Source organism: Williamsia sp. DF01-3 (assembly GCF_023051145.1).
GTDB lineage: Bacteria > Actinomycetota > Actinomycetes > Mycobacteriales > Mycobacteriaceae > Williamsia.
Genome location: NZ_JALKFS010000005.1, coordinates 466,991 through 492,812, shown reverse-complemented (window position 1 = coordinate 492,812; position 25,822 = coordinate 466,991). Strand labels below are relative to the sequence as shown.

The following is a 25,822-nucleotide window of genomic DNA, read 5'->3' as shown; positions in this document are numbered from 1 at the left end:
CCAGCCGGGAGCGATCAGAGGTTGAAGTTCCGCAGGTCGGCGACCGTCACCAGTCGTTCGCCTTCTTCGGGCAGCATCCGGGCGAGTCGTCGATGCGCGATCAGCCCATCCGAACCGAAGATGTGCGGGTGTCGTCCGAGTAATGGGGTGCGGCGGCTGTTGTGCGACTTCGCCAGTTTCACGACTGATCACGTCCTGTTTGGTGCAGCGGATAACTTTCTGGGTACCGCGATCGTCCAGAGCCGAAACCCTTGGACATCCGTACCTTCGCGTTGTGTGTCGTGATGGCCCGCCGCGTCGTTACCTCTGCACAGGCCTCACCAGGGTTGTTGCTGCCACAATGTGGTGAACGTCACGCTACGCCCAGAGATGTCCGAATTCGGGTTGCCACGCGGGCGAGTCACATCTTCCCCAGGGGTAACACGGCGGGGGCGGAGATGTCGCCAAACCCTCCGATTCCGGTGAGTTCCTCCGACTGCAACCGGAGGAAGTGGCCGAAACCGGAGGAAGTACACCGCCCCTCGCCAAACCCTCCGACTCCAGTCAGACCCTCCTGTTGCAACCGGAGGAAGTGGTCGAAACCGGAGGAAGTACGTCAGGCCAGGCCTGCCAGGTAGTTCTGGGCCCACTGCAGCGCGGTGACGCCTGGCTGCACCTGGAAGTTGCCGTAGTTGGTGTGCGAGCCCGATTCGATGAAGCGATTGAACGCGATGATCTGCGAACGGGCCTTTTCGTTGCTGAGTTCGTTCAGTACGGCACCGGGTCCGCCGCGGGTGACCAGTTCGCTGAAGATCGCAGCGGCCTCGGCCTGGTACTGGGCGAACATGTCGGGATTGGGGTTACTGTTCTCGGCCAGGTACCCGACCACGCGGGAGACGTAGTAGTCCCGGGGGATGTTGCAGTACTGGTCGCCCGGATCGCAGATGGTAAAGGTGCGGTTCTTCACCCATCCGAACCCGCCCTGACGTGGTCCGCCGTTGCCCTCGCCCGACAGCGCCGGTCCGATGAGCGCATCCTGCTTCGAGCGGCGCGGGTCGGAGATCAGCACCGCGCCGGCGAACTTGGCGGGCGCGATGGCTCCCCGCCCGGTCCCGATGTCAGCGGCGAGGTCGCCGGCTGCGTCAGCACCCTGGCTGTAGCCGATCAGTGCGATCTTCGTACCCGGGCACCGTTTGGTCATCGTGATGGCCAGGCCTTCGGCGTTGGCCACGGCCTGCGCTTTCGACTCGCCGTAGACGGCACCACCGTTCTCCCAGGGGAAGGCGGTGGCGTTGTACCCGACCAGCTGAGTCTGGGTCTCGCCGCCGAGGCCAGTCGTGGGGTAGGCGAGCATTCCGCGGATCTGGGCGTCGGCCGACTTCTCCCAGGTTCCGGGAATGGCCAACACGTAGAGCTCTGGACAGCTCGCGGGATCAGCCGATGCGGTGGGTGCCGACACCGCACTCAATGCCCCGACCGTCACCACAGCTGCTGCCAACACACTCGTCATCGCGCGTGTACGGCGTCCACGCTGTCGCCGCCAACCAAGAACAGTGCCCACCCGCATGAACTTTCCTCCCGAGCAAAACTGCTGATCACAGCTCGATACCAATCAGAACACAGGTGTGTTCCGATTCATCTTGACAGGTCGGGAGCGATCCCGCACCTTCAGCGCTGCGGTGCCAGGGTGGGAACGATGGGTGCGGGGAGCAGGGTGGCGCCGGTGAGGAACTTGTCCGCAGCGGCAGCCGCAGACCGTCCTTCGGCGATCGCCCACACGATCAACGACTGGCCGCGACCGGCATCGCCGGCCACGAACACGCCGGGGACCGTCGACTGAAAGTTGTCGTCGCGCTTGACGTTTCCGCGTTCGTTGTACTCCACGCCGAGCTTGTCGAGGAAGTCCTCGCGCTCGGGTCCGACGAAGCCCATGGCCAGTAGAACCAGGTCGGCCTCGAGCTCGAAGTCACTGCCTTCGACCTTCTCGAAACGGCCGGCGTTCATCACGACTTCGTGCGCGCGCAAACCGGTGACCTTGCCGTCTTCACCGATGAACTGCTCAGTGTTCACCGAGAATACGCGTTCACCGCCCTCTTCATGGGCCGAGGACACCCGGTACATCAGGGGGTACGTGGGCCACGGGGTGGAGTCGGCGCGCTCGTCCGGCGGGCGCGGCATGATCTCGAACTGGTGGACGATCTCGGCGCCCTGACGCAGCGATGTGCCGAGGCAGTCCGCGCCGGTGTCACCACCACCGATGATGATCACCTTCTTGCCCTTGGCGTTGATCGGCGGCATGCCGTCACCGTCGACGACGTCGTCGCCCTCTTGAACCCGGTTGGCCCACGGCAGGAACTCCATCGCCTGATGGATGCCATCGAGTTCACGGCCCGGGATCGGCAGGTCGCGACCCTTGGTGGAGCCGTTGCACAGCACCACCGCATCGAAGTCGGCCTGGAGCTGTTCGACGGTCACATCAACACCGACGTTGACACCCGCACGGAACTGGGTGCCCTCGGCGGCCATCTGCTCCAGACGGCGGTCGATGTGGTGCTTCTCCATCTTGAACTCGGGGATGCCGTAGCGGAGCAGACCACCGATCCGATCGGCCCGCTCGAACACGGTGACATCGTGGCCGGCGCGCGTGAGCTGCTGCGCCGCAGCGAGACCGGCAGGTCCTGACCCGACGATCGCAACCGACTTGCCGGTCTTCTCGGTCGGCAGCACCGGCGTGACCCAGCCTTCATCGAAGGCGTTGTCGATGAGCTCGACCTCGACCTGCTTGATGGTGACGGCAGGCTGGTTGATGCCCAGCACGCACGACGCCTCACAGGGGGCCGGGCACAACCGACCGGTGAACTCCGGGAAGTTGTTGGTGGCGTGCAGACGGTCGATGCCGTCTGCCCAACGGTCCTTGTACACGAGGTCGTTCCACTCAGGAATCAGGTTTCCGAGAGGACAACCGTTGTGACAGAACGGGATCCCGCAGTCCATGCACCGGCTGGCCTGGACGCGGAGCTTGTCGCGATCGAAGTCCTCGTAGACCTCTTTCCAGTCCATGAGTCGCAGCGGGACCGGCCGCCGTTGCGGCAATTCACGTTCGGGGTGCTTGAGAAAGCCCTTCTGGTCAGCCACGTGCGGCCTCCATCACTGCTTCGTCCACGTTGCGCCCGTCCTTCTCGGCTGAGGCGATAGCGAGCAGGACTCGCTTGTAATCGCGCGGCATCACCTTCACGAATCGGCCGACGTTGCTCTCCCAGTCTTCGAGGATACGAGCGGCCACCGGCGAACCGGTTTCGTTGCGGTGCTTGTTCACGATGCCTTCCAGGAACTCGAGGTCTTCGTCCTCGAGCGGCTCCGGTTGCACCAGTTCGGTGTTGAGATTGCTCTCCAGTACGCCGTCGGGGTCGTAGACGTACGCGATACCACCGGACATACCGGCGGCGAAGTTGCGGCCGGTCGGTCCGAGCACGATCACGCGTCCGCCCGTCATGTACTCGCAGCCGTGGTCACCCACGCCTTCGACGACAGCGGTGACGCCCGAGTTGCGGACGCAGAAACGCTCGCCGACCACACCCCGGAGCAGGATCTCACCGGAGGTGGCACCGAAGCCGATGACGTTGCCGGCGATGATGTTCTCCTCGGCGACAAAGCCTTCCGGTGCGTTGTCCGCCGGAGCGATCACGATCCGGCCACCCGAGAGGCCCTTGCCCACGAAGTCGTTGGCGTCGCCCTTGAGTCGCAGCGTCACACCCTTGGGCACAAATGCACCGAAACTGTTTCCGGCGGAGCCGTGGAAATCGATGATGACCGTGCCGTCGGGCAAGCCGTTGGCGCCGTACGCCTTGGTGATCTCGTGCCCGAGCATGGTGCCCACGGTGCGGTTCACGTTGGCGATCTCAGAGGTGAACGACACGCGCTCACCCGAATCGATGGCCGCCCGAGCCTGGGTGATCAGCTGTTGATCGAGCGCCTTGTCCAGCGAATGGTCCTGGCTGCCAGAGCAATACAGGTCCTGATTCATGAACGGCGAATCGGTCTGGGTGAGGATCGCCGACAGGTCGAGCTTTCCTGCCTTGGCCGACTTCCAGTGTTGCAGCGCCTTCGTGGTGTCAAGCATCTGCACCTGGCCGACGGCCTCCTGCAGCGTGCGGAAGCCGAGGCGGGCCAGCAGTTCGCGCACTTCTTCGGCGATGTACATGAAGAAGTTCTCGACGAACTCGGGCTTGCCGGTGAAACGCTCACGCAGCACGGGGTTCTGGGTCGCGACGCCCACCGGGCAGGTGTCGAGATGGCAGACGCGCATCATGATGCAACCCGAGACGACCAGCGGCGCAGTCGCGAATCCGAACTCCTCGCCACCGAGCAGTGCGGCGACGACCACATCGCGGCCGGTCTTGAGCTGGCCGTCGACCTGGACCACGATGCGGTCGCGAAGGCCGTTGAGCAGCAACGTCTGCTGGGTCTCGGCCAGGCCGAGTTCCCAGGGACCACCGGCGTGCTTGACCGAGGTGAGCGGTGTAGCGCCGGTACCACCGTCGTGACCGGAGATCAGCACCACGTCCGCGTGCGCCTTCGAGACGCCCGCCGCGACGGTGCCGACACCCACTTCCGACACAAGTTTCACGTGAATCCTTGCCGACGGATTCGCGTTCTTCAGGTCGTGGATCAGCTGGGCGAGATCCTCGATCGAATAGATGTCATGGTGGGGCGGTGGCGAGATGAGGCCGACGCCGGGTGTGGAGCCGCGCACCTCGGCGACCCACGGGTACACCTTGTGCGGCGGGAGCTGTCCACCTTCACCGGGCTTGGCGCCCTGCGCCATCTTGATCTGGATGTCGGTGCAGTTGGTGAGGTAGTGCGCGGTCACGCCGAAACGGCCCGAGGCCACCTGCTTGATGGCACTACGACGCCAGTCGCCGTTCTCGTCGGGTTCGAAACGGCTCGGATTCTCGCCGCCCTCACCGGAGTTCGAGCGCCCGCCGAGTCGGTTCATCGCGATCGCGAGGGTTTCGTGGGCCTCGGCCGAGATGGAGCCGAAGCTCATCGCGCCGGTAGAGAACCGCTTGACGATCTCGCTGGCCGGCTCGACCTTGTCGATGGGGATCGGGTCGCGGTCGTCGAAATTGAACTCGAACAACCCACGCAACGACGCCATCTTCTTCGACTGGTCGTCGATCAGCTTGGTGTATTCCTTGAACACCGAGTACTGCCCGGTGCGGGTGGAATGCTGCAGCTTGAACACCGTGTCGGGGTTGAACAGGTGGTACTCGCCCTCGCGACGCCACTGGTATTCGCCACCGACCTCGAGCTCGCGGTGTGCGCGCTCCTCGGGCCGGTGATTGAACGCCAGTTGATGGCGTGCGGTGACGTCGGCAGCGATGTCGTCGAGACCGATACCACCGAGGTGCGACCGCAACCCGGTGAAGTACTCGTCGACGGTGTCCTGATTGATGCCGATGACCTGGAACAGCTGCGCGCCGGTGTAGGACGCCAGCGTCGAGATGCCCATCTTCGACATCACCTTGAGAACGCCCTTGCCGGCAGCCTTGATGTAGTTCTTGCGCGCGGTCTCGTAGTCGAGGTCGCCCAGGGCGCCACGCACCGACATGTCCTCGATGGTCTCGAAGGCCATGTAGGGGTTGATCGCCGCGGCACCGAAGCCCACGAGCGCGGCCATGTGGTGCACCTCGCGGGCGTCACCGGCCTCCACCAGCAGGCCGACCTGGGTACGGGTCTTTTCCCGCACCAGGTGGTGGTGCACCGCGGAGACCAGCAGCAGCGACGGGATGGGCGCCAGGGTCTCGTCCGACTCGCGGTCGGACAGGACAACCAGTCGGACGCCGTCCGCGATGGCCTCGGACACCTGGGTACGCACGTTGTCGAGCGCCTTGCGCAGTCCGTCGCCGCCCTCGGCGACCGGGTAGAGACCGCGGATCTGCACACTGCGGTAGTCGGCGTACTGCTCGTTGTCACCGAGGTGCACGAGCTTGGCGAGGTCGTCGTTGTCCAGGATCGGCTGGGGCAGCACGATCTGGCGGCACGACTCGGGCCCGGGATTCAGCAGGTCGGCCTCACGGCCGATGCTCACGCCGATACTGGTGACCACCTCTTCACGGATGGCGTCCAGCGGCGGGTTGGTGACCTGCGCGAACATCTGCTGGAAGTAGTCGAACAGCATGCGTGGGCGCTGCGAGAGCACCGCGAGCGGGGTGTCGGTACCCATCGAGCCGATGGGCTCGGCACCGGTGGTGGCCATCGGTGAGACCAGCAGGTCCACTTCTTCGGTGGTGTACCCGAAGACCTGCTGGCGCAGCCGGACCCGGTCGTGTGGCATGTGGGTGTGCGGCCGTCCGGGCAGCTTGTCGAGGTGCAGCATGCCCTCGTCCAGCCACTGCTGGTACGGGTGTTCGGCGGCGAGCTCGTCCTTGATCTCCGCGTCGTCGACGATGCGGCCGGCTGCGGTGTCCACCAAGAACATCCGACCCGGCTGCAGACGCAACTTCTGCACCACGTCGGAATGGTCGATGTCGAGGACACCCACCTCCGACGCCATCACGACGAGTCCGTCCTTGGTGACCCAGATACGGCTGGGGCGCAGACCGTTACGGTCGAGCACCGCGCCGATCACGGTGCCGTCGGTGAAGCACACCGACGCCGGTCCGTCCCAGGCCTCCATCAACGTGGAGTGGTACTCGTAGAACGCCCGGTGTTCGGGTTTCATCGACTCGTGGCGTTCCCACGCCTCGGGGATCATCATCAGGACCGCGTGCGGAAGGCTACGGCCGCCGAGATGCAGGAGTTCGAGCACCTCGTCGAAACGTGCGGTGTCCGAAGCGCCGTGGGTGACAACCGGGAAGATCTTGTCCGCGGTGCCCTCACCGAAGACGCTGGTGTCGATGAGCGCCTCGCGGGCACGCATCCAGTTCTCGTTGCCGGTGGCGGTGTTGATCTCGCCGTTGTGCGCAACCCGCCGGAACGGGTGGGCCAGCGGCCAGCTCGGGAACGTGTTGGTGGAGAAGCGTGAGTGCACCAGTCCGAGCGCGCTCTCGACCCGGTCGTCCTGCAGGTCGACGTAGAAGCCACGCAGCTGCGGGGTGGTGAGCATGCCCTTGTAGACGAAGGTGCGGCCGGAAAGGCTGGGGAAGTACACGGTTTCGCGTCCCGGACCATCCTGGCCGGCGCCCTTGTTGCCCAGCTCGGTCTCGACCCGTTTGCGCACCACGTAGGAACGCCGTTCGAGGTCTTCACCGCTGCAGTCACCGGCGATGAAGATCTGCCGGAACGTCGGCATCGCGTCACGGGCCAGGGCACCGAGCGAGCTCTCGTCGGTGGGCACGTCACGCCAGCCGAGAACCGTGAGACCTTCGGCCTCCACGATCTTCTCGACACCGTCGACCGCGGTCTTGGCGTCGCCGGAACCCTGCGGGAGAAACGCGATACCGGTGGCGTAGGAGCCTTCCGGTGGCAGCTCGAAATCGACCACGGCACGGAAGAACTTGTCCGGTACCTGGATCATGATTCCGGCACCGTCGCCGGTGTTCGGCTCGGCTCCTGCCGCACCTCGGTGTTCGAGGTTCACCAGGGCCGCGATGGCCTTGTCGACGATGTCGCGACTGCGTCGTCCATGCATGTCGACAACAAAGGCAACGCCGCAGGAGTCGTGCTCGTTCTGCGGGTCATAGAGCCCTATCGGGCCGGGAGCGTGCTTCATACTTTTCGCCCTTAACATCGCGTTCGCCGTGCGAGCGCACCGTTTCAGCTGTAGGTTACGGCGCACGGGTTGTGGCAGCCCTTGTCAGGACGACCGCACCGCGCTCACCTGCGCATACAGCGCTGCTGAGCAGCATTTCCGTGCACCGAGGCCAGCGCCATTGCTGACCGCGGATCGTGTTTGCCCACCGCATGGAGGATCACTCCTGCTTCAGGCATCAGATCATTTTCTCACGCCACCCGCGCCGTATTGAAATCGCGAGTGTGCCACGACTTCGAGATGACCGTCAAACCCTCTCTGAACAGGCGTTACAACCATCCGTGTCGCTGGGCGATCTGAGCGGCTTCGGCTCGCGTACCCGCTCCTGTCTTGCCGATCGCGCTCGACAGGTAGTTGCGGACCGTGCCCTGGGACAGATGTACCTGGGAGGCGATGACCGCGACCGTCGCTCCGCCGAGTGCACAGCGGAGGACGTCCTGCTCACGCTCGGTGAGCGGGTTCTGTCCGGTGGCGAGGCTCTCGGTGGCCAGGGTGGGGTCGATCACGCGGAGGCCGGCGTGAACCCTCCGCACCGCATCGGCGAGTTCGGCCGCCGGTGTGTCCTTCACGACAAATCCCGAAGCTCCCGCTTCGATCGCGCGGCGCAGATATCCGGGTCGGCCGAACGTGGTGACGATCAGACTGCGCACGTGCGGGAGTTCGCGGCGCAGCGCTTCGGCCGCCTCGATGCCGTCGGCCCCGGGCATCTCGATGTCGAGCAGGCAGACATCGACCTCGGCGTCGCGTGCGTGTTCCACGACCTCGTCACCGCGCCCCACCTGAGCGACCACCCGCAGGTCGGATTCGAGGTCGAGCAGGGCCGCCAGGGCACCTCTCACGAGCGCCTGATCGTCCGCGAGCAGCAGCCGGATCTCGGTCATGGGACCAACACTCGCAGTTCGGTGCCGTGGTCGCCGCCGAGGGTCAGGGTCCCGCCCGCGGCCTGGACCCGTTCACGCAGGCCGCGGAGCCCGTTGCCCGACAGCGAGCCGTCGAGCCCGACGCCGTCGTCGACGATGTCGATCGCGTTGGGCTGCAAGCGCACCCGGCAGGTCGTCGCTCCGGAATGACGTACGACGTTGGTGATCGCCTCACGCAGTACCCATGCGAACAACACCCGGTTCTCCGGTGCGGCGACGGTGGCGTCGGCAGGTAGATCGGCAGCGATCCGGGTGGCGGTGAGGGCCGTGTCGGCGGCCAGCAGTTCGGTCGCCAGATCCGGCGATCGCAGGCCTCCCACGGTGGTGCGGACCTCGGCGAGGGCTTCGCGCGAAATGCGGTGCAGGTCGGCGAGTTCGGCTCTCGCCGCGGTCGGATCGACGTCCATCAACCGGCCGGCGAGCTCGGACTTGACCGTCATCACCGTCAGTGAATGCCCGAGGATGTCATGGACGTCTCGAGCAACGCGCTCTCGCTCGGCGACGATGGCCAATTGCTCGTCGAGGCTGCGTTTCGCCGCTTCGGACTCCTCACGCAGCTCTTCGCGGGCGCGCAAGATCCTCACCGCGAGCACGGTCGGGCCGACGACCAGCAGCATCACCACGATGCCCGTGTCGAGCTCCCAGCCGTCGACGATCTCCGGCATCACCACCGCGGAACCGGTGAGGAGCACGAAGATGGCCACTGCCACCGGTATTCCGAATGACAGTGCGGCGACGGCCATCAGATAGGGGGCCAGCGCGAAAGCCTCTTGGTCGAGCGTGACCGTTGTCGCCGCGGCCACCACGGCGAGCGCGACGAACGCCACCGGCGCTGCCCGTCTCCGGTCCGAATGCCGGGACGTCCCGAACAGCACGTAGACGCATGTCAGGAGATACCCGACTGCGAAACCGCCGAGCAGGACCAGGCTGTAGACCCGCTCCGCCGTGCTCATGGTGTTCGACTTGACCACGGTCAGAACGGGATAGGCCAGGAAGAGCAACCACACAGCGGCGAAGGCCCAGCGCAGATCACGCCATGCGGTGAGCCGGCTGGAGATGGCGGACAACGCGCTCCCGTTCTACTCGATGTGTCTACTCACCGGGCTCGCGAGCCCACTTCGGGACGATGAACACCCCCGTGCCTCGGCGGTGACACCGTCCTGGTCGGACAGGGTGCCCACGACGTAGGTCTTGATTCCCTCGATCCGATCGATCCAGGCGTCGGCACGCACCGGACCCAGCGGGGTCGCCCGCAGGTACTTCACCTCGATGGTGCCCGTGAACTTCGTCCGCTTGCCGTGGCTCGAGGTCTCTCCCAGTATGTGGTCGAGAACCATGGCGCACACGCCGCCATGCACCATTCCCGGCGGGCCCTCATATGCGGCGCCGAGGTGGAACTCAGACCAGGCCTCGCCCTCCCGGTCGTGGTGGATCTTCAAGGGCGGCGCCAGGGCATTGCGGACTCCGACGACGGCGTTCCCCCACGGCATCGACAATCCCGAGGGCGTTATCCGAACACCGTAGGAACCGTCTATCTGCTGGGCCCTCAGCTGGGCGGTGGCCTGCTCGATCTGCGACTGAACCGTGCGTACGGTCTCCTCGTCGACCGTCGTACGGATCGTCGCGTCCACGAGGTCTCGTACGGCCACCGCGAGCGGCTCGAAGACCCCGCGCAACCGCGCGATCTCGTCGTCGCTCAGATGTTCCTGCAGAAATTGCACCATCGGAGAACTAGAACACGTTTCCGTTTTCGATGTCCACCATCGATCGGCGCCGCCTGGCTACACGCTGGTGTCGGTCTCGTACTTCGTCAGGCTGGGAGCGCCGGCAAGCAGTGGGCCGAGCTCGGTGATCGCACCCGGACCTGCCCGGAACTCCCGGTAGGCCGCGTCGTGCTTCTCCGATTCCCAACGCTCCACGATCATCCAGTGATTCGGATCAGCACTGTCGACCAGCACCTCGACGCCCTCGCACCCCTCGAACGCACGCGTGTCGGCGAGAACCTTTGTCATGAGCTTCTTGGCGTCTGACAGGGCTTCGGGCTTGAAGGTCACTTCGAGCAGGGCGGTCAACGACATCGTGGTCTCCGATTTCTGTGCACTGATGGTGTCCTGATCAAACTACTCACCGGCGCGCAGTGCTCCGCCGATAACAGCGAACTGCGGCGAGCCCGAAGACAGCTGCCCAGACCACGACGTTCAGCACACAGACCCACAGCGAGATGTGCTCGCCGTAGGCGGTGTCGCCGCCGGTCATCGGGTAGCCCGCCAGCGTGCTCACGCCGAACATCGGGGTGAACATCGAGAACGTCAGCATCGCGCCCTTGAGCGGCACAAAAAGGTTGCCGGCGAAAGCCAGCAGCGTCAGCACACCGCCGAGCACCTGAGTCGCCCCGTCCGATCGAAGCGCACTGCCGACTGCCAGGCCGAATGCCGCGAACACCCCGGAGCCCAGCCACCCCAGCACGACACACAACACCCACTGGCCTGCCGGTGCGCTGGCTCCGGTGGCCAGGCCGACCGCAGAGAGCAAGACCAAAGGCATCGCCGCGACCGCAAGGGCCACCGTCACCTTCGACATCACGTATCCCAGCGGTGTCAGCGGCGTCATCCGCAGCGTCCTCGTCCACCCGGCTTGCTGCTCGGAGGCCACCGAGGCCGCGGTGGTGGTTGTCGCGAGGATCGCGCCATAGATTCCCATGTGCACCATGACGTAGGCCGCGGTGTCGGCACTGCCGATCCGGTCGCTGCCGTAGTCGGTGGTGGCTCCGAAGATCACGTACATCAGCGTCGGGATGGCCAGGGTGAAGATCATCGCCCGCCGGTTGCGCAGCACCCGCCGCAGGTCGAGGCGTATGTACGTGGTCGAAAAGCCCCGGAGGGGCGACGCGGTGTGAGTGCCGGTCAGGGTGGTCACAGGGTGATCCTTTCGGGGGTCCGGTCGTGGTCGGAGGTGAGTGCGACAAATGCGTCTTCGAGGTTGCGCGAGCCGATTTCGACATCGCGCGCACCTGTCTGCGTGAGAAGGAAGCGCGCCAGGTCATCTGACTCGTCAGTGCGAAGAATGGTCCGTCCGCCCCGCTCGCTGACCTCGGCGAGATCTGCGAACGCGGCCTGCGTCCGGGCGACATCGCTCGGCGACATCAACGCCGAGACGCTGCGTCCACTGGCCTGCGCGCGAATACTCGCAACGGAACCGTCGGCGACTATGCGCCCGTTGGCCACCATCACGATGCGGTCGGCGAAAGCATCCGCTTCCTCGAGGTAATGCGTGGCGAACACCACGGTGCGGCCCCGACGGGCATCAGCACGCATCGTCGCCCAGAAGGATCGTCGAGACTCCACGTCCATGCCTGCCGTCGGTTCGTCCAGCACGATGAGGTCCGGGTCGGGCAACAGGGCCAGCGCGAACTTGAGTCGTTGCTGTTCGCCGCCAGAGCATTTCGAGACCTTGCGGTCCGCGATCCCGGTCAGCTGTGCGCGCTCGATGACCTCCGCGGCAGCGGCAGCGTCACCGAACGTTCCCGCGACGATGCGGACGGTCTCGGCGACGGTGAAGTCGGGAAGCAACCCGCCTGTCTGCAGCACCGCAGCAATCCGTCCACCGCCGGCGGCCGTCACCGGGTTCTGGCCGAAGATGCTGACCGTTCCCGAGTCGGGTGTCGAGAGTCCCAGCATCATGTCGATGGTTGTGGTCTTACCTGCGCCATTGGGCCCCAGAAACGCGACCATCTCGCCCGCCGCGATACGGAGATCGATGCCGTCCACGGCGCGCACAGGCCCGGCCGCCGAGTCGAATGTCTTTGTCAATCCGCTCAGTTCGAGCGCCGTTGTGTTCATGGTTTACAGCCTGCGTGCCACGGTGGTCCGTCACCCACGGCTAATGTCACGAGATCGGCATGACAGATGTCATCTGGGCAGGAGGTCGATCCCGTTGTCCGACACGGTCGTCCGAATCGGGCCGGCGCTGGCCGTCGCTGTGGTGCTGCTGGCCGTCGTGGCGGTCGCGGTCACTCATCTGGGCCGCACCGGGCACGAACGCGCCGTGGCCTGGTCGTCGATGCGTGCGGCCGTTCAGCTCGGTCTGCTGGCGGTGGTGCTGGGACTACTTGTCCGCCACATCTGGTTGTCCGCAGGGTTCGTGGTGCTGATGGCTCTGGTGGCCGCCTGGACGGCGGCGGGCCGGGTGATCGGCCGTCGTCCGACGGTGTCCGAGACCGCTCGATTACTGCTGCCGGTCGCCGCACCTTCAGTTGTTGTGGTGAGCGCATTGATCGTCGTAGGCGTGTTACCCGCAACCGGTCTCGCGCTGATACCCAGCGCCGGCATCATGATCGGCGGCGCGATGAACACCACCTCGTTGACGGGTCGTCGCGCCCTCGACGAACTGACGTCGCGACGCGGTGAGGTGGAGGCCGCGATGTCGCTCGGGCTGTCGAATCATCAGGCTCGGATGGAGATTTGCCGCACCGCTGCGTCCACGGCCCTGATCCCCGCCCTCGACCAGACCCGGACGGTCGGGTTGGTCACCATTCCCGGTGCGTTCGTGGGAATGGTGCTGGGCGGCGCGTCCACCACCGACGCCGCTGTGATGCAGCTCTTCGTGCTCATCTCCATCCTGGCGGTGAGCTCGTGCGCGATGGTGGCGACCACCGAACTGGTCGCGCGGGGTGTGCTCGTGGCGCGACGGTGAGCGAGTGAGTCTCGTCGAGTCGGGTCACGCCTGGTGCACGAGTTCGTCTGCGCGTTGAGCTGCTCGTCGGCCGATCTCGGTCAGCCAGTACGACGGGGCCTTCATCGCTTGCGTTGTGGACCCTGCCATTTCCGTCAGCGAATAGGTCGGCACGTCCATGCCCGCGTCGACCTGGCCGGCAACCACTACCACCGAGACGTGGCTTTCAGCGGCGAGGGAGACGATGTGCCCAACGATCTTGCCGGTCAGCGATGTGTGGTCGAACCTGCCCTCGCCGGTGATGATCAGATCCGCTTTCGGCGCGGCCGACGTGAGACCGGTCAGGCCGCACACCCGCGCTGCACCTGGGGTGATCCGTGCTCGCCACGCCGCCGCCAGGCCGAATGCGACGCCACCCGCCGCGCCCATTCCGGGCATCGAGGGATCGGCAGCGAGACCGGCGTCGGCCAACAGATCCACCCATCGACGCAGTCCCCTGTCCAGCTCTTCAACGATCTGTGCATCGGCGCCTTTCTGTGGCCCGAACACGCTCGCCGCTCCCGCCGGACCGAACAGCACGGCGGAGGTGTCGGCAAGCAGCTCGACGTCGGCCGGTGGACTGAGTAACGAGGACGTGTCGACACGCTCGGCGACGAGGAGACCCGCCCCGCCTTCGGGAACCGGCCTGCCTTCCCGGTCGAAGACTTCGAGGCCAAGCGCACGTAGAGCACCCAATCCTCCGTCCGTCGAGGCGGAGCCGCCCAGCGCCACAGTCAGTCTCGAACAGTCGGTGCGTCGGATCACCTCGCCGAGTCCGCGAGACGTCGCGCCGAGTGGGTCGAGCCGATCGAGGTAGGCGATTCCCGACGACTCGGCGAGCTCCACCACAGCGCGACCGTCAGGCATGTTCAGCCAGCGGGCTGACACCGGACGCCCGTGGGGACCGGTTGCGGTGTCGTGGGCGGACCACGTGGCATCTCCGATCGCCTGGGCAATCACCGCCAGCGTTCCCTCACCGCCGTCAGCCTGTGGCATGAGGACGAGTTCGTCACCCGGGCGTGCCCGGGCCCAGCCTCTGCTCAAGGCGTGCGCGACGTCCACCGCGCCAAGCGATCCCTTGAACGAGTCGGGCGCGACCAGAACTCTCATCCGGCCAGCGGCGGCAAGACGAGATCGCGGTACCGCTGTTTCATGTCCTCGATCACCTGGTGGCCGTCGGTTGACCACACTTTCTCGTTGAAGATCTCCACTTCGACATCGCCCTGGTAGCCGGCCGCTCGCACCCACGTTCCGATGGTGTCGAAATCGATGACTCCGTCACCCATCATTCCGCGCGAGAGCAAGGGGTCGGCTTCCATCGGCACCAACCAGTCACATACCTGGTAGGAGCTGATCCTGCCCTCTTTCCCGGCCTGCCGAATCTTGTTGTACAGCTCCGGATCCCACCAGACGTGGAAGGTGTCCACAACAACTCCCACGGCTTCGACGGGGTGCGGTGATGCCATTGACAACGCCTGTCCCAGGGTGGAGATCACCGCCCGATCGGCAGCAAACATGGGATGCAGCGGCTCGAGCGCGATGCGGACACCACGGTCGATCGCATAGGGAACCAGCTGCGCCAGACGGTCTTCCACCCGCGTGCGTGCCCCGATGAGATCGCGGTCCGGCAGACCGCCCATCACCATCACCAGCTCGGGAGCCCCGAGTTCGGCAGCCTCATCGAGTGCGCGACGATTGTCGTCGAGACCGTCATCGTGCACACCGGTCATGAATCCGCCCCTGCACAGACTCGACACTCGCAGACCTGCATCCGCCACTTGTTTTGCCGCATAAGCGACGCCGGTCTCTTGTACCCGATCTCGCCACAGACCGACTGCGCCGAGACCGGCACTGGCCGCCCCGTCCACAGCTTCTGCCAAAGTCCACGAGTTGACTGTCTTGGTGTTCAGAGACAGTGTCGCGTAGGGATTGTCGAGGTCGTAGGGAGATGTCCGTACAGCTGTGGTCGTCACGATCGGACTCCGTTCAGTTCGAGGTACAGACCCATACGATGAATTGCCAGCTCCGGGTCGGTGAGCAATCCCGCCTTGTCGGCCAGGACGAACAAGGTCGTCAGATGCTCCACACTCCTGCCGGACGCGAGCCCGCCCACCATGGAAAACCCCGACTGTCTGCCGCGTAGCCATGACAAGAACGCGATTCCGGTCTTGTAGTAGTAGGTGGGGGCGGCGAAAATGTGGCGGCCGAGTTCCTGGGTGGACTGCAAGATCTGTTCCGCACGTGCGACATTCCCGCGGTCGAGCTCCTGCAGGGCCGTGGACGCCGCCGGGTAGATACCCGCGAAGATACCGAGCAGCGCGTCGGAATGGCCGCGTTCATCCCCGATGATCAACTCGGGATAGTTGAAGTCGTCACCGGTGTACATCCGCACTTTCGGCGGCAGCGCGCGTCGAAGCGCGATCTCGTGCTGTGCGTCGAGCAGGGAGACCTTCACACCATCGACCTTGGAGCTGTTGGCCTCGATCAGTTCGCGGAACACTGCCGTCGCGCGCTCGAGGTCATCGCTGCCCCAATAGCCCTCCAGTGCAGGATCGAACATTGTCCCGAGCCAGTGAAGTATCACCGGTCGATCCACCTCGGCCAGCAAAGTGGAGTACACGGCCACATAGTCGTCGGGCGACCGTGCCACACGAGCCAGCGCTCGAGACGCCATGATGATGATCGTGGCGCCCGACTCACCGACCACTGCGATTTGTTCGCGGTAGGCGTCCAGGACTGCGGTGAGACCGGCGGCTCCCGATGGGAGAGTGTCGATGTCGAGCTGGTCGGTGCCCGCGCCGCACGCGAGCATCCCCCCGACGGTTGCCGCCTCGGCTCCCGATCGTCGGATCAACTCGGCGGTCGCCGCCCAGTCGAGGCCCATACCCCGTTGGGCGGTGTCCATTGCATCGGCGACCCCTAGCCCGTACGACCACAGTTCGTGCCGGTAGGCCAGCGTGGCCTCCCAGTCGATGTCGGCGGGTGCACCGGGCGTGTTGTCTGCCGTCGCGCGTGGGATCACATGGGCTGCCGCGTACACCTTGCGAGAGGTGATGGGCGATGACGGCTTCGTCCATTCCCCGGGTTCGACGAGCACATGGTTGCCCCTGGCCGGCAGAGCAATGGACAGGTGCGCATCTGTGACGGTCACAGCGTGATCTCCGGCACGGCGAGACGGCGGCCCTCGGCCGAGCTCCGCAGGCCGAGTTCGGCCAGTTGCACACCGCGGGCCGCCGACAACAGTCCATACCGATGTGGACGCTCGGCGATGACGTCTCGTAAGAACTCCTCCCACTGCAGTTTGAAGCCGTTGTCGAGGTCGGCGTTTGCAGGCACGTCGAGCCATTGGTCCCGGAATGGTTCAGTCACCGGCAGGTCGGGGTTCCAGACGGGTTTGGGTGTGTGAGACCGGTGCTGGGCCACACAGTTACGCAGTCCGGCCACAGCTGAGCCGTGGGTACCGTCGACCTGGAACTCCACCAGTTCATCGCGATGAACCCGCACGGTCCACGAGGAATTGATCTGTGCCACGACGCCGTTCTCCATCTCGAAAATGCCGTACGCGGAATCGTCTGCGGTGGCGGGATATTCGTTGCCGTCTTCGTCCCAACGGGTAGGGATGTGGGTAACAGCTCTGGCGGTCACCGACTCGACTTTTCCGAGGATGTTCTCGAGCACGTAGTTCCAGTGGCAGAACATGTCCACGACGATGCCGCCGCCGTCTTCGGCACGGTAGTTCCAACTGGGGCGCTGCGCCGGTTGACCGTCGCCCTCGAACACCCAGTAGCCGAACTCGCCGCGGAGAGAGAGGATCCGTCCGAAGAATCCCTCATCGACAAGGCGACGCAGTTTGACCAGACCTGGGAGATAGAGCTTGTCGTGGACGACACCGGTGGTGACCCCGGCGTTCTCCCCGATACGGGCGAGTTCGACAGCCTGCGCGAGCGTCTCGGCGGTCGGCTTCTCGGTGTAGATGTGCTTGCCCGCCTTCATCGCAGCGGCCAGCGCCTCTGCCCGCCGCGACGTCACCTGGGCGTCGAAGTAGATGTCGGTGCTCGGATCGTGGATGACCGCCGATGCGTCGGTGCTGTATTCGGTGATGCCGTGCAGAGAACACAGTTCCTGCAGTTTTGCCTCGTTGCGCCCGACGAGGATCGGTTCGAGCTGGACACGGCTACCGTCGGCCAGGAGCAGGCCGCCGGAGTCACGAATGGGAAGTATCGATCGCATGAGGTGCTGGCGGTAGCCCATGCGGCCGGTGACGCCATTCATGGCGATGCGCAGGGTACGAGTCGAGGGGGACATGAGAATGCCTTTTCTTTGAACAGCCGATGCTCGATCGGCGGCCGCCCGGAGCGCGGCAGAGCTGAAAGGGATGGACGGGAACACACGGGCGGGAAAGGTCACCCGAGTGGAATTCACAACTCAGCTTCGGAATGCGCTTTCCAAGCTATGCTGCTCTCATCGATTGGTCAATAGGCACATCGAGCCACGCAGAGGCGGAAGGTCGTTGAGATGGCGGCGGTGAGATTGCAGGACGTCGCGGCGGCCGCGGGCGTCTCGCAGGCAACCGCTTCGCGGGTGCTCAACGGGTCTTCACGCGTTCCCGGCGTGGGTGTTGCCGACCGTGTTCGCGCTGCCGCCGCCGAGCTGGGGTACGTCCCGAATGCGCAGGCCCAGGCGTTGGCGCGGTCGTCGACCGGACTGATCGGCCTGGTGGTGCACGATGTGGCCGACCCGTACTTCTCCTCCATCGTCCGAGGCGTTCAGGCGCAGGCCCGGGCAGCGGGGAAGCTGGTGTTGCTCGCCAGCACCGAACGCGATTTCGATGTCGAGCGTCAGTCGGTCAGCACATTCATCTCCCACCGGGCAGACGCCATCATCTTGGCCGGGTCCCGCCAGAGCGGAGACCTCGACCGCGACCTCGAGCAGGAGTTCGCGGTCTATCGCGAGAACGGCGGCAAGGTGGTCGTCATCGGCCAGCCCCTGTCGTTCGGAGCCGCCGTTGAGCCGGAGAACTGGTCGGCCTCAGGACAATTGGCCGAAGCCCTCTACCAGCATGGACACCGCACATTCGCGATCATCGGCGGACCGGGCAACATCCGCACGTCCGTCGACCGCCGAAACGGATTCGTGGATACCCTGAGCAGGCACGGGCTCAGCCCCATCATCGAGGTTTCCGGGGACTTCTCACGGGACGGGGGATACAGCGCGGCACGACGACTCGCCGCGGCGCTGGAGTTGAGTCCGCAGAGTCCTCGAGGCCGGCCACCCTGCGTTTTCGCGGTCACCGACGTGATGGCGATAGGTGCCATCGCCGCATGGCGCGAGCTGGGACTCAGTGTGCCCGAACATGTCTGCGTGGCCGGTTTCGACGACATCCCCACCCTGCGCGATCATGTCCCCAGCCTGTCCACAGTCGCCCTGTCGTTGGTCGACATCGGCCGGCGTGCAGTGGATCTGGCCCTCGACGAAGCAGCCGCTGGGCAGTGTGCCCACGAGTTCGTTCCGGGCACCGTGATCTTGCGTCACAGCAGCGCCTTGAACAGCTGATTCCTCCCAGCCTATTGACAGTGTGGTCGCGATCACATTACGTTGGCCTCAGCTTCGGAAAGCGCATTCCCGCGGACCTCGGTCTGCATCACTACTAGCTTTAGGACTCCTCATGGCGGTAACAACGTCGGTCGAGATCCGTTCTGCTGCGTTGCAGGCGTCACCCCTCACGCCGACGCGTCACCGACGGTTTCCCTCGTTCCGAAATACTTGGTCCGGCCTTTGGCGGCCGCTCGCCCTGGTAGCGGTGCTCGTCGCCGCCTGGTGGGCGGTGACCAAGTTCGAACTGGTTGCGCCGTACATCCTTCCGTCACCGGGCGACACCTGGCAGACGATGGTGGACAACGCTTCGTACCTCACCACCCACACCTGGGTCACCACCTACGAAACCGTCGCCGGCTTCCTCATCGCCGCCGTGATCGGCGAAGCAGTCGCGGTGATGATGCTCTACTCGCCGAGCGTCGAGAAGACGATGTACCCGTTGATCCTGTTCGCACAGGTCATCCCGAAGATCGCGATCGCGCCACTGTTCGTGGTGTGGCTCGGCTTCGGACCCAGCCCCAAAATCCTTGTCGCCGTGCTGATGGCGTTCTTCCCCATCGTCATCTCCGGGATGGCCGGTCTGCGCTCGGTGGATCCGGAGATCGTCGAGCTCACCTCCACGATGGGCGCCGGACGCTGGAAGACCTTCGCCAAGGTGCGCTTTCCTGCCTCTCTTCCGCAGCTCCTGTCCGGACTGAAGATCGCTGCGACGCTCGCCGTCACCGGTGCCGTGGTCGGCGAGTTCGTGGGGGCCAACGAGGGTCTGGGCTACGTGATCCTGCAGGCCAACGGAAACATTGACACCGCAATGCTGTTCGCGGCGCTGATCATCATGTCCCTGCTCGGGATCATCCTGTTCATGATCATCGAGCTCGCCGAGAAGCTGCTCATCCCATGGCATGCCTCGCGCCGATCCACCGCGTCTGTCGGCGCATCGGCCGTCTGAAACACTCGAACCTCACTCAACGGAGATTGAACATGAAACTGAAAACTCTTGTGGTCGCGGCCATTGCGACGACACTCGCACTCGCCGGCTGCGGTGGTGGAGCCGCGGAGAAGAAGCCCGGCGCCGACGGCCAGGCCACCGCGACATCGCTGATGCTCAACTGGTACCCCTACGGCGAGCACGCTCCGTTCTATTACGGGGTGCAGGAGGGCATTTTCGCCAAACACGGAATCGACCTCACGATCAAGGCCGGGCAGGGATCGACCAAGACCGCGCAGGCCGCCGGTTCGAACCAGACCGACTTCGGCTGGGCCGACACCCCTGCCGTGGTGAGCAATATCGGCAAGGGCGTCAAGATCAAGAGCGTCGGGGTGTTCTTGCAGACAACGCCATCGGCGGTGCAGGTCTACGCCGATTCCGGCATCACGAAACCGGCCGACCTGGCCGGCAAGACCATTGCAGTCTCGGCAGGCGACGCCCCGACCACGACGTTCCCGATCTACCTGGAGAAGGCCGGTGTGCCCGCCGACCAGGTGAAGCAACAGAGCCTCGACGCCGCCGGCAAGGTCGCGGCCATGTTGTCAGGAAAGGTCGACGGGCTCATCGGATTCGCACATGACCAGGGCCCGACCATCGCCAACAAGAGCGGGCGCGACATGCGTTACCTCCGCTATTCCGATGTGGGACTGAACTTTTACAGCAACGGCCTGATCGCCAACAACGGAATGATCGAGAGCTCACCCGAACTGGTGCAGGCAATGGTCGACGCCACCAGCGAAGCCTTCACCGCCGCCGCAGCCAACCCCGAGGCAGCAGTGGCCGCGATGGAGGGCAAGGATCCCCAGATGCCGCCAAAGGAAGTTCTGCTGCAGCAGTGGACGGAAACCATTCCGCTGCTCTCGACCGCCGGCACCAAAGGTGAGGCACCCGGAGTCAACACCGACGAAGACTGGGCCGCGACGATCGCGGTGCTGAGCGACTCCGGTCTGCTCGAGAACGCCGGCGAACCCTCGCAGTACTGGGATTCGGCCTTCACCCCCACCGATACCAAGTGAGTGAGCGACGATGAATGCCACGACTATCGAACCCCCGAACACCGTGACAGATTCGGCGGTGTCCGTCGAGAACCTGAGCGTGCACTTCTCCTCCAAGCGCGGTGAGGTCACCGCGCTCGACGACGTGCAGTTGCACGTGCGTGAAGGCGAGTTCGTCACGATCGCCGGACCGTCCGGTTGCGGAAAGTCAACGTTGCTGAAGGTGGTTGCGGGACTTACCAACGCATCTCACGGCAGTGTGCGGCTGCGCGGCAGCGAGGTCAAAGGCCCGCAGAGGGGCATCGGCTATGTCTTCCAGCGAGCGGCCCTTCTCGAGTGGCGGACCGTTCGCAAGAACATCTTGATCCAGGCCGAGATGCGCGGCATGAACAAACGCGCTGCCGCCGCGAAAGCCGATCAGCTGATCGAGATGACCGGACTCACCGGTTTCGAGGGTGCGCTCCCCCATGAATTGTCCGGTGGTATGCAACAACGCGTCTCGCTGTGCCGGGCGCTGTTGCACGAGCCCGAGGTGCTGCTGATGGACGAACCCTTCGGTGCGTTGGATGCGCTCACTCGTGAGCGGATGAACGTCGAACTCCATCGGATCTGGCGAGAGACCGGCACCACCGTGATGCTTGTGACCCACTCGGTCGCCGAAGCGGTGTATCTCGCGAATCGAGTGGTGGTGATGAGTCCGCGGCCCGGTCGCATCGTGGAGATCCTCGACGTCGACCTTCCGGCGGAGCGCGACTACAGCGCGACCATGGAACGACCCGAGTTCATCGCGGTCGCCAACCGGGTACGTGATCTCCTCGGGGCAACAACCAGCGCCGATTGACCGATGGCGGGCAGCGCACGCGCTGCCCGCCATCCCCATTCGCTCGGCGCGGGCGCTCCGCCGATCCGGTCAGTCCTCGCGGTACTCGTCTTCCAGCGGTGCGGTGACCACCTGCTCCTGTTCTCGGACGTCGGCCGGGTCCGCGTCGAGCGGCCCACTGCCACCGGCGTCTTCGGCGACATCGGCCTGGTCCGGATCCACGTCCTGCTGCTGCTCGAGCACATCTTCGACTGGCTGGATATCGCTTGGCTCTCCGATCTCGGTCATGGAATTCCCCTACCCAGTCGATGGTCCGAAAAAACCCTTGGCCGGAATTTTCTCGAACCGCCTCAGGGCGCGCGGATGAAGCGACAGGTCACCGCCGCTCGGCCGCCCATTCGGTCACGTAGTCGCGGAATCGTCTGGCAACCGGCGTCATCGCGCGGTCGCGATGCCAGATCAGCCCGACGTCGCGCGAACTGCGGTCACCGGTCAGTGGGAGCAGGGTGAGGCCCGTGGGCAGCTGCGGGTTGTCCTCGACCGGTATCACCGCAACCCCGAGGCCCGCGGCCACGAAGCCCGCGACCGTCCCCAGCTCGGTGGCCTCGAAGGTGATCTGCGGCCGGAAGTCCGCCTCAGCGCACAACTCCTCCAGGATCCGTCGCATGCCGAACGTCGGCCCCATCGCGACAAACGACTCGTCGCGCGCCTCGGTCATGGTGATCTCGTCGCGGACCGCAAACGGATGGTCGGCGGGTACGGCGAGGGCCAGGCGCTGACGCATGATCGGCGCCCACCCCACATCGTTGCTCCGTGGTCGCGGCGACACTATGGCGAGGTCCGCCGGCCCCGCGACCACCCGGTCGAGGATGGATTCAGCAGCACCCTGGGTGAGGGTGAAGCCGACCCGGGGCGACATCTGGCGCCGGAACTCCCCGATCAGGGTCGGCACCAGCCAGACCCCGAAAGAGTGCAGGAAGCCCAGGTCGATCGACCCTTCCACCGGACCGGCTCGGTCGGCGATCTCGTGGCGGGCGGCATCCATCTCGGCGACGGCCCGGCGCAGATGCCCGAGGTAGATCTGCCCATAGGCGTTGAGCCGGAGCCGCTTGGCGTGTCGGTCGAACAATTCCACCCCGAGCTCTCGTTCGAGCCTGCCGAGCATCCGCGACAACGTGGGTTGCGTCAGATGCAGCTTGCGAGCGGCCGCGGACGTGTTCTCGAGTTCCGCGAGGGTGATGAACCAGGCGTCGGCCATTGCAAGCCTCCTTATGCTGTTGATGCATTACAACGCATCAAATGATTCATTTCCACTCGTGGCCCACGAGTGGAACCCTGGGTTCGGTGACCCGCTCGCCGATCAGCCCTCCGCGCCCGATCCCGCCCCGCGCCGGATATCGGACCGGCGAGCGTGGCTACCGCAGAACTGCGTTCGCGCTGTTCACCGCGGGGATGGCGACATTCATGACGCTGTACTACGTGCAGGGTCTGCTGCCGATGTTCTCGGACCACTACGGGGTTACGCCGGCCGTCTCGGCACTGGCCGTCTCCGTCACCACAGGTCTTCTCGCCGTGGCGATCGTGCCCGCCAGCGTGTTGTCGGAGCGGTTCGGCAGAGTCCGGGTGATGACCATCTCGGCGGTGTCGGCCGCTGCGCTGGGCGTGGTGCTGCCGTGGAGTCCGACGTTCGAACTGCTGCTGGCGGGACGCGCAGTCCAGGGAATCCTCTGCGCAGGAGTCCCCGCAGTGGCCATGGCCTACCTCGCCGAGGAGATCGACGCCCGATCGCTGGGCACGGCGATGGGGATCTACGTCTCCGGCACCACGATCGGAGGCCTGACCGGCCGCCTGATCCCCACCCTCGTGGTCGACTTCACGGCGTGGCAGTGGGCGCTGGAGGTTGTGTCCGCGGTGGCGCTCATCTTCGCAGCGATGTTCTCGCGCCTGGTCCCGCCATCCAAACACTTTCGGCCACATGCGATCTCGACGAAGCGGACAATGCAGAACCTCGCCATCCACCTGCGCGACGTCCCGCTCCTGTGTTTGTTCGGGCTCGCGTTTGTGCTGATGGGTGGGTTCGTCACGGTGTACAACTTTCTCGGGTACCGCCTGCTCGCCGACCCGTTCGATCTGCCTGCAGTTCTGGCCGGAACGGTCTTCCTGCTGTATCTCGCCGGAACCGCATCCTCAGCTGTGGCGGGCAGGTTGTCGGATTCCTGGGGACGTGAACGCGTGCTCGTGACCGCGATGTGTGTGATGGTCGCCGGGTTGGCGCTCAGCGTTCCCGATTGGCTGCCAACGGTTCTGGCCGGCATCTTCTTCTTCACCGCCGGTTTCTTCGCGGCCCATTCGGTGGCCAGCGGGTGGGTCAGTGCCCGGGCCACCGATCACCGAGCCGAGGCATCCTCGCTCTATCTGCTCGGCTACTACCTCGGGAGTTCGATCGTCGGGGCCTGCGGTGGGGTCGCGTTCGCGGTGGGAGGCTGGATCGGCCTGGCCGGTTACGTGGCAGCGTTTCTGATCGCCGGGGTGGGCCTCACCGCCGTCTTGCTGCGATCGATCAGCCGGCCTGCGGCGACCCCGAAATTGCCTGAGCCCATCGAGAGCTGACCTAGACTCGGGTAAGCCATCGGAAAAACGTCGCCCTAGGAGCTCACCCACATGCCCGATGAGAGCAGCGCGGTTGTATTCGTTCTATTCGGTGCCACAGGTGATCTCGCCAAACGCATGGTGCTGCCGTCCTTCTACGAACTGGCCCGCGAGGGGTTGCTCCCCGACACGTGGGCGCTGATCGGCAACGGGCGGGGGCACCGCTCCGACGACGAGTTCCGCGACCACGTCCGGCAGTCGGTCACGACATTCGATGCGGCACCCGACGAGACCCAGTGGGCCGATTTCGCGAAGAACGTCCGATTCGCCGGAGGTGGCTTCTCCGTCGACGACCCGGGCGATCTGCCAAAAGTCATCGACGACCTCCGCGGACAACTCGGCGACGACATTCAGTTGGTCCACTACATCGCGCTGCCGCCCACCACCTTTTCCGATTACACCGCCGCCCTCGGGGTACACGGTCTCGCCGACGGCGCGCGCGTGGTCTACGAAAAGCCCTTCGGCACTTCACCGGACGACTTCCGGAAGCTCGATGTCGCCGTACACGACGTGTTCGATGAGAAGCAGGTCTACCGGATCGACCACTTCCTGGGTAAGGAGAGCACCCAGAACCTGCATGTACTCCGGTTCGCCAACGGCATGGTGTCCGGCGTGTGGAACCGGGAGCACGTCGAGCAGGTCCAGATCGACGTCCCCGAGACGTTGGACATCGATGACCGGGCGGTCTTCTATGACGCCACCGGCGCGTTCCTCGACATGGTGGTGACCCATCTGTTCCAGGTCGCCGCGGAGGTGGCGATGGAGCCGCCGCTGAGCCTCGACGCCGACGATCTGCAGGGCGCCCGCGAGTCGGTGATCGCCGCCTTCCGCCCGCTTGACCCGGCCGAGGTGGTCTACGGCCAATACGAGGGTTTCCGGGACACCGAAGGAATTGCCGACGATTCACAGACAGAGACATTTGTGGCGGCGCGCATGTGGGTCGACACCGACCGCTGGCGTGACGTGCCGTTCGTGATGCGCACGGGCAAGATGCTCAACCGCAGTACCCAGCGGGTGAGCCTTGTGTTCCGTCGACCTGACGGGCCGATCAAGGATCTCCCACCAGAGGGCACGGTGCTCACCTTCGATCTCAAGGGCGACGGGTCGATCGACATGGCGATGACCGTGAAGGAACCGGGCTCGGGCACCTCCTTGTCCGTCGGACACATGTCGCTGCCCCTCGACAGCGTCGCCGACGGCCTCGCCCCGTACTCACGGCTGATCCTCGACGTCTTACGCGGTGATCGCTCCCTGTTCACCAGGCCGGACGGTCTGGCACACGTCTGGGAGGTCGCGGCCCCGGTTCTCGACAATCCTCCTGTGCCACAGTCTTATTCCCCTGGGTCAGCAGGTCCTGATGCTGCCGACCAACTCGTCGGACCCTGTGGGTGGATCTCCGACTGACGCGTGCCACTC

23 protein-coding genes are annotated in these 25,822 nt (G+C 65.1%); 7 read left to right on the top strand and 16 right to left on the bottom strand.

All coding sequences use genetic code 11. The features are described from left to right. Positions 1-14: 14 nt before the first annotated feature. From MVA47_RS04180 to MVA47_RS04135, 10 genes are all read right to left on the bottom strand, one after another. Entirely contained in the window at positions 15-182 is a 168-nt protein-coding gene (locus tag MVA47_RS04180; protein ID WP_157366776.1) for a hypothetical protein, read from the bottom strand. A 413-nt stretch (positions 183-595) separates the two neighbouring features. Then, entirely contained in the window at positions 596-1,489 is an 894-nt protein-coding gene (locus MVA47_RS04175; RefSeq protein WP_247206790.1) for a cutinase family protein, read from the bottom strand. A gap of 158 nt (positions 1,490-1,647) precedes the next feature. After that, a complete protein-coding gene (locus MVA47_RS04170; protein ID WP_247206789.1) occupies positions 1,648-3,114 on the bottom strand; it encodes a glutamate synthase subunit beta in 1,467 nt (488 codons plus the stop codon). Further along, positions 3,107-7,693 (bottom strand): glutamate synthase large subunit, encoded by a 4,587-nt coding sequence (gene gltB / locus MVA47_RS04165; protein ID WP_247206788.1) that lies wholly within the window; start codon positions 7,691-7,693, stop codon positions 3,107-3,109. The genes MVA47_RS04170 and gltB overlap by 8 nt, the downstream gene beginning before the upstream one ends. Before the next feature lie 308 nt (positions 7,694-8,001). Beyond that, entirely contained in the window at positions 8,002-8,613 is a 612-nt protein-coding gene (locus MVA47_RS04160) for a response regulator transcription factor (RefSeq protein WP_247206787.1), read from the bottom strand. After that, positions 8,610-9,719 (bottom strand): sensor histidine kinase, encoded by a 1,110-nt coding sequence (locus MVA47_RS04155; protein WP_247206786.1) that lies wholly within the window; start codon positions 9,717-9,719, stop codon positions 8,610-8,612. Before MVA47_RS04155 ends, MVA47_RS04160 begins: the two co-directional genes overlap by 4 nt. 12 nt (positions 9,720-9,731) lie before the next feature. Further along, positions 9,732-10,376: a PaaI family thioesterase gene (locus MVA47_RS04150; RefSeq protein WP_308280480.1), complete on the bottom strand. Its 645-nt coding sequence runs from the start codon at positions 10,374-10,376 to the stop codon at positions 9,732-9,734. 57 nt (positions 10,377-10,433) lie between these two features. Continuing rightward, positions 10,434-10,730: a putative quinol monooxygenase gene (locus MVA47_RS04145; RefSeq protein ID WP_247206785.1), complete on the bottom strand. Its 297-nt coding sequence runs from the start codon at positions 10,728-10,730 to the stop codon at positions 10,434-10,436. 46 nt (positions 10,731-10,776) lie between these two features. Beyond that, a complete protein-coding gene (locus tag MVA47_RS04140; RefSeq protein WP_247206784.1) occupies positions 10,777-11,568 on the bottom strand; it encodes an ABC transporter permease in 792 nt (263 codons plus the stop codon). Further along, positions 11,565-12,491, bottom strand: coding sequence for an ABC transporter ATP-binding protein (locus MVA47_RS04135; RefSeq protein WP_247206783.1), 927 nt, complete (start codon positions 12,489-12,491; stop codon positions 11,565-11,567). The genes MVA47_RS04140 and MVA47_RS04135 overlap by 4 nt, the downstream gene beginning before the upstream one ends. Positions 12,492-12,585: 94 nt before the next feature. Between MVA47_RS04135 and MVA47_RS04130 the strand changes: the two genes are divergently transcribed. Then, positions 12,586-13,344 carry an ABC transporter permease gene (locus tag MVA47_RS04130; RefSeq protein WP_247206782.1) on the top strand — a complete coding sequence of 253 codons (759 nt, stop codon included), beginning with the start codon at positions 12,586-12,588 and terminating at the stop codon, positions 13,342-13,344. A gap of 24 nt (positions 13,345-13,368) precedes the next feature. On the opposite strand, the gene MVA47_RS04125 is transcribed toward MVA47_RS04130, so the two are convergent. From MVA47_RS04125 to MVA47_RS04110, 4 genes are read right to left on the bottom strand one after another with little or no spacing between them, the layout of a single operon-like run. After that, positions 13,369-14,472 carry a glycerate kinase gene (locus tag MVA47_RS04125; protein ID WP_247206781.1) on the bottom strand — a complete coding sequence of 368 codons (1,104 nt, stop codon included), beginning with the start codon at positions 14,470-14,472 and terminating at the stop codon, positions 13,369-13,371. Continuing rightward, the gene (locus MVA47_RS04120) at positions 14,469-15,335 is read right to left on the bottom strand and encodes a sugar phosphate isomerase/epimerase (protein ID WP_247206780.1); all 867 of its coding nucleotides are present in this window, start codon (positions 15,333-15,335) and stop codon (positions 14,469-14,471) included. The genes MVA47_RS04125 and MVA47_RS04120 overlap by 4 nt, the downstream gene beginning before the upstream one ends. Then, positions 15,332-16,513, bottom strand: a complete 1,182-nt coding sequence (locus MVA47_RS04115; RefSeq protein ID WP_374474073.1) for a dihydrodipicolinate synthase family protein — start codon at positions 16,511-16,513, stop codon at positions 15,332-15,334. The genes MVA47_RS04120 and MVA47_RS04115 overlap by 4 nt, the downstream gene beginning before the upstream one ends. Next, entirely contained in the window at positions 16,510-17,667 is a 1,158-nt protein-coding gene (locus tag MVA47_RS04110) for a Gfo/Idh/MocA family protein (protein WP_247206779.1), read from the bottom strand. Before MVA47_RS04110 ends, MVA47_RS04115 begins: the two co-directional genes overlap by 4 nt. A gap of 210 nt (positions 17,668-17,877) precedes the next feature. On the opposite strand from MVA47_RS04110, the gene MVA47_RS04105 reads away from it, so the two are divergent. From MVA47_RS04105 to MVA47_RS04090, 4 genes are all read left to right on the top strand, one after another. After that, entirely contained in the window at positions 17,878-18,915 is a 1,038-nt protein-coding gene (locus MVA47_RS04105; RefSeq protein WP_247206778.1) for a LacI family DNA-binding transcriptional regulator, read from the top strand. Positions 18,916-19,027: 112 nt separating this feature from the next. After that, the gene (locus MVA47_RS04100; protein ID WP_062795980.1) at positions 19,028-19,903 is read left to right on the top strand and encodes an ABC transporter permease; all 876 of its coding nucleotides are present in this window, start codon (positions 19,028-19,030) and stop codon (positions 19,901-19,903) included. Between the two features lie 32 nt (positions 19,904-19,935). Continuing rightward, the gene (locus tag MVA47_RS04095) at positions 19,936-20,958 is read left to right on the top strand and encodes an ABC transporter substrate-binding protein (protein WP_031331413.1); all 1,023 of its coding nucleotides are present in this window, start codon (positions 19,936-19,938) and stop codon (positions 20,956-20,958) included. A 10-nt stretch (positions 20,959-20,968) separates the two neighbouring features. Further along, positions 20,969-21,778 (top strand): ABC transporter ATP-binding protein, encoded by an 810-nt coding sequence (locus MVA47_RS04090; RefSeq protein WP_062795982.1) that lies wholly within the window; start codon positions 20,969-20,971, stop codon positions 21,776-21,778. Positions 21,779-21,847: 69 nt separating this feature from the next. Here the strand turns inward: MVA47_RS04090 and MVA47_RS04085 are convergent, their stop codons facing one another. Together MVA47_RS04085 and MVA47_RS04080 are read right to left on the bottom strand one after the other, a co-directional pair. Next, positions 21,848-22,045 carry a hypothetical protein gene (locus tag MVA47_RS04085; protein ID WP_247206777.1) on the bottom strand — a complete coding sequence of 66 codons (198 nt, stop codon included), beginning with the start codon at positions 22,043-22,045 and terminating at the stop codon, positions 21,848-21,850. Positions 22,046-22,133: 88 nt separating this feature from the next. After that, complete coding sequence (locus MVA47_RS04080) at positions 22,134-23,015, bottom strand: LysR family transcriptional regulator (RefSeq protein ID WP_247206776.1); 882 nt, start codon at positions 23,013-23,015, stop codon at positions 22,134-22,136. 41 nt (positions 23,016-23,056) lie between these two features. Between MVA47_RS04080 and MVA47_RS04075 the strand changes: the two genes are divergently transcribed. Both MVA47_RS04075 and MVA47_RS04070 read left to right on the top strand, forming a co-directional pair. Beyond that, on the top strand, positions 23,057-24,367 hold the full coding sequence (locus tag MVA47_RS04075) for an MFS transporter (protein ID WP_374474069.1): 1,311 nt from the start codon (positions 23,057-23,059) through the stop codon (positions 24,365-24,367). A 51-nt stretch (positions 24,368-24,418) separates the two neighbouring features. After that, positions 24,419-25,810, top strand: coding sequence for a glucose-6-phosphate dehydrogenase (NADP(+)) (locus tag MVA47_RS04070; protein ID WP_247206775.1), 1,392 nt, complete (start codon positions 24,419-24,421; stop codon positions 25,808-25,810). Positions 25,811-25,822: the final 12 nt, after the last annotated feature.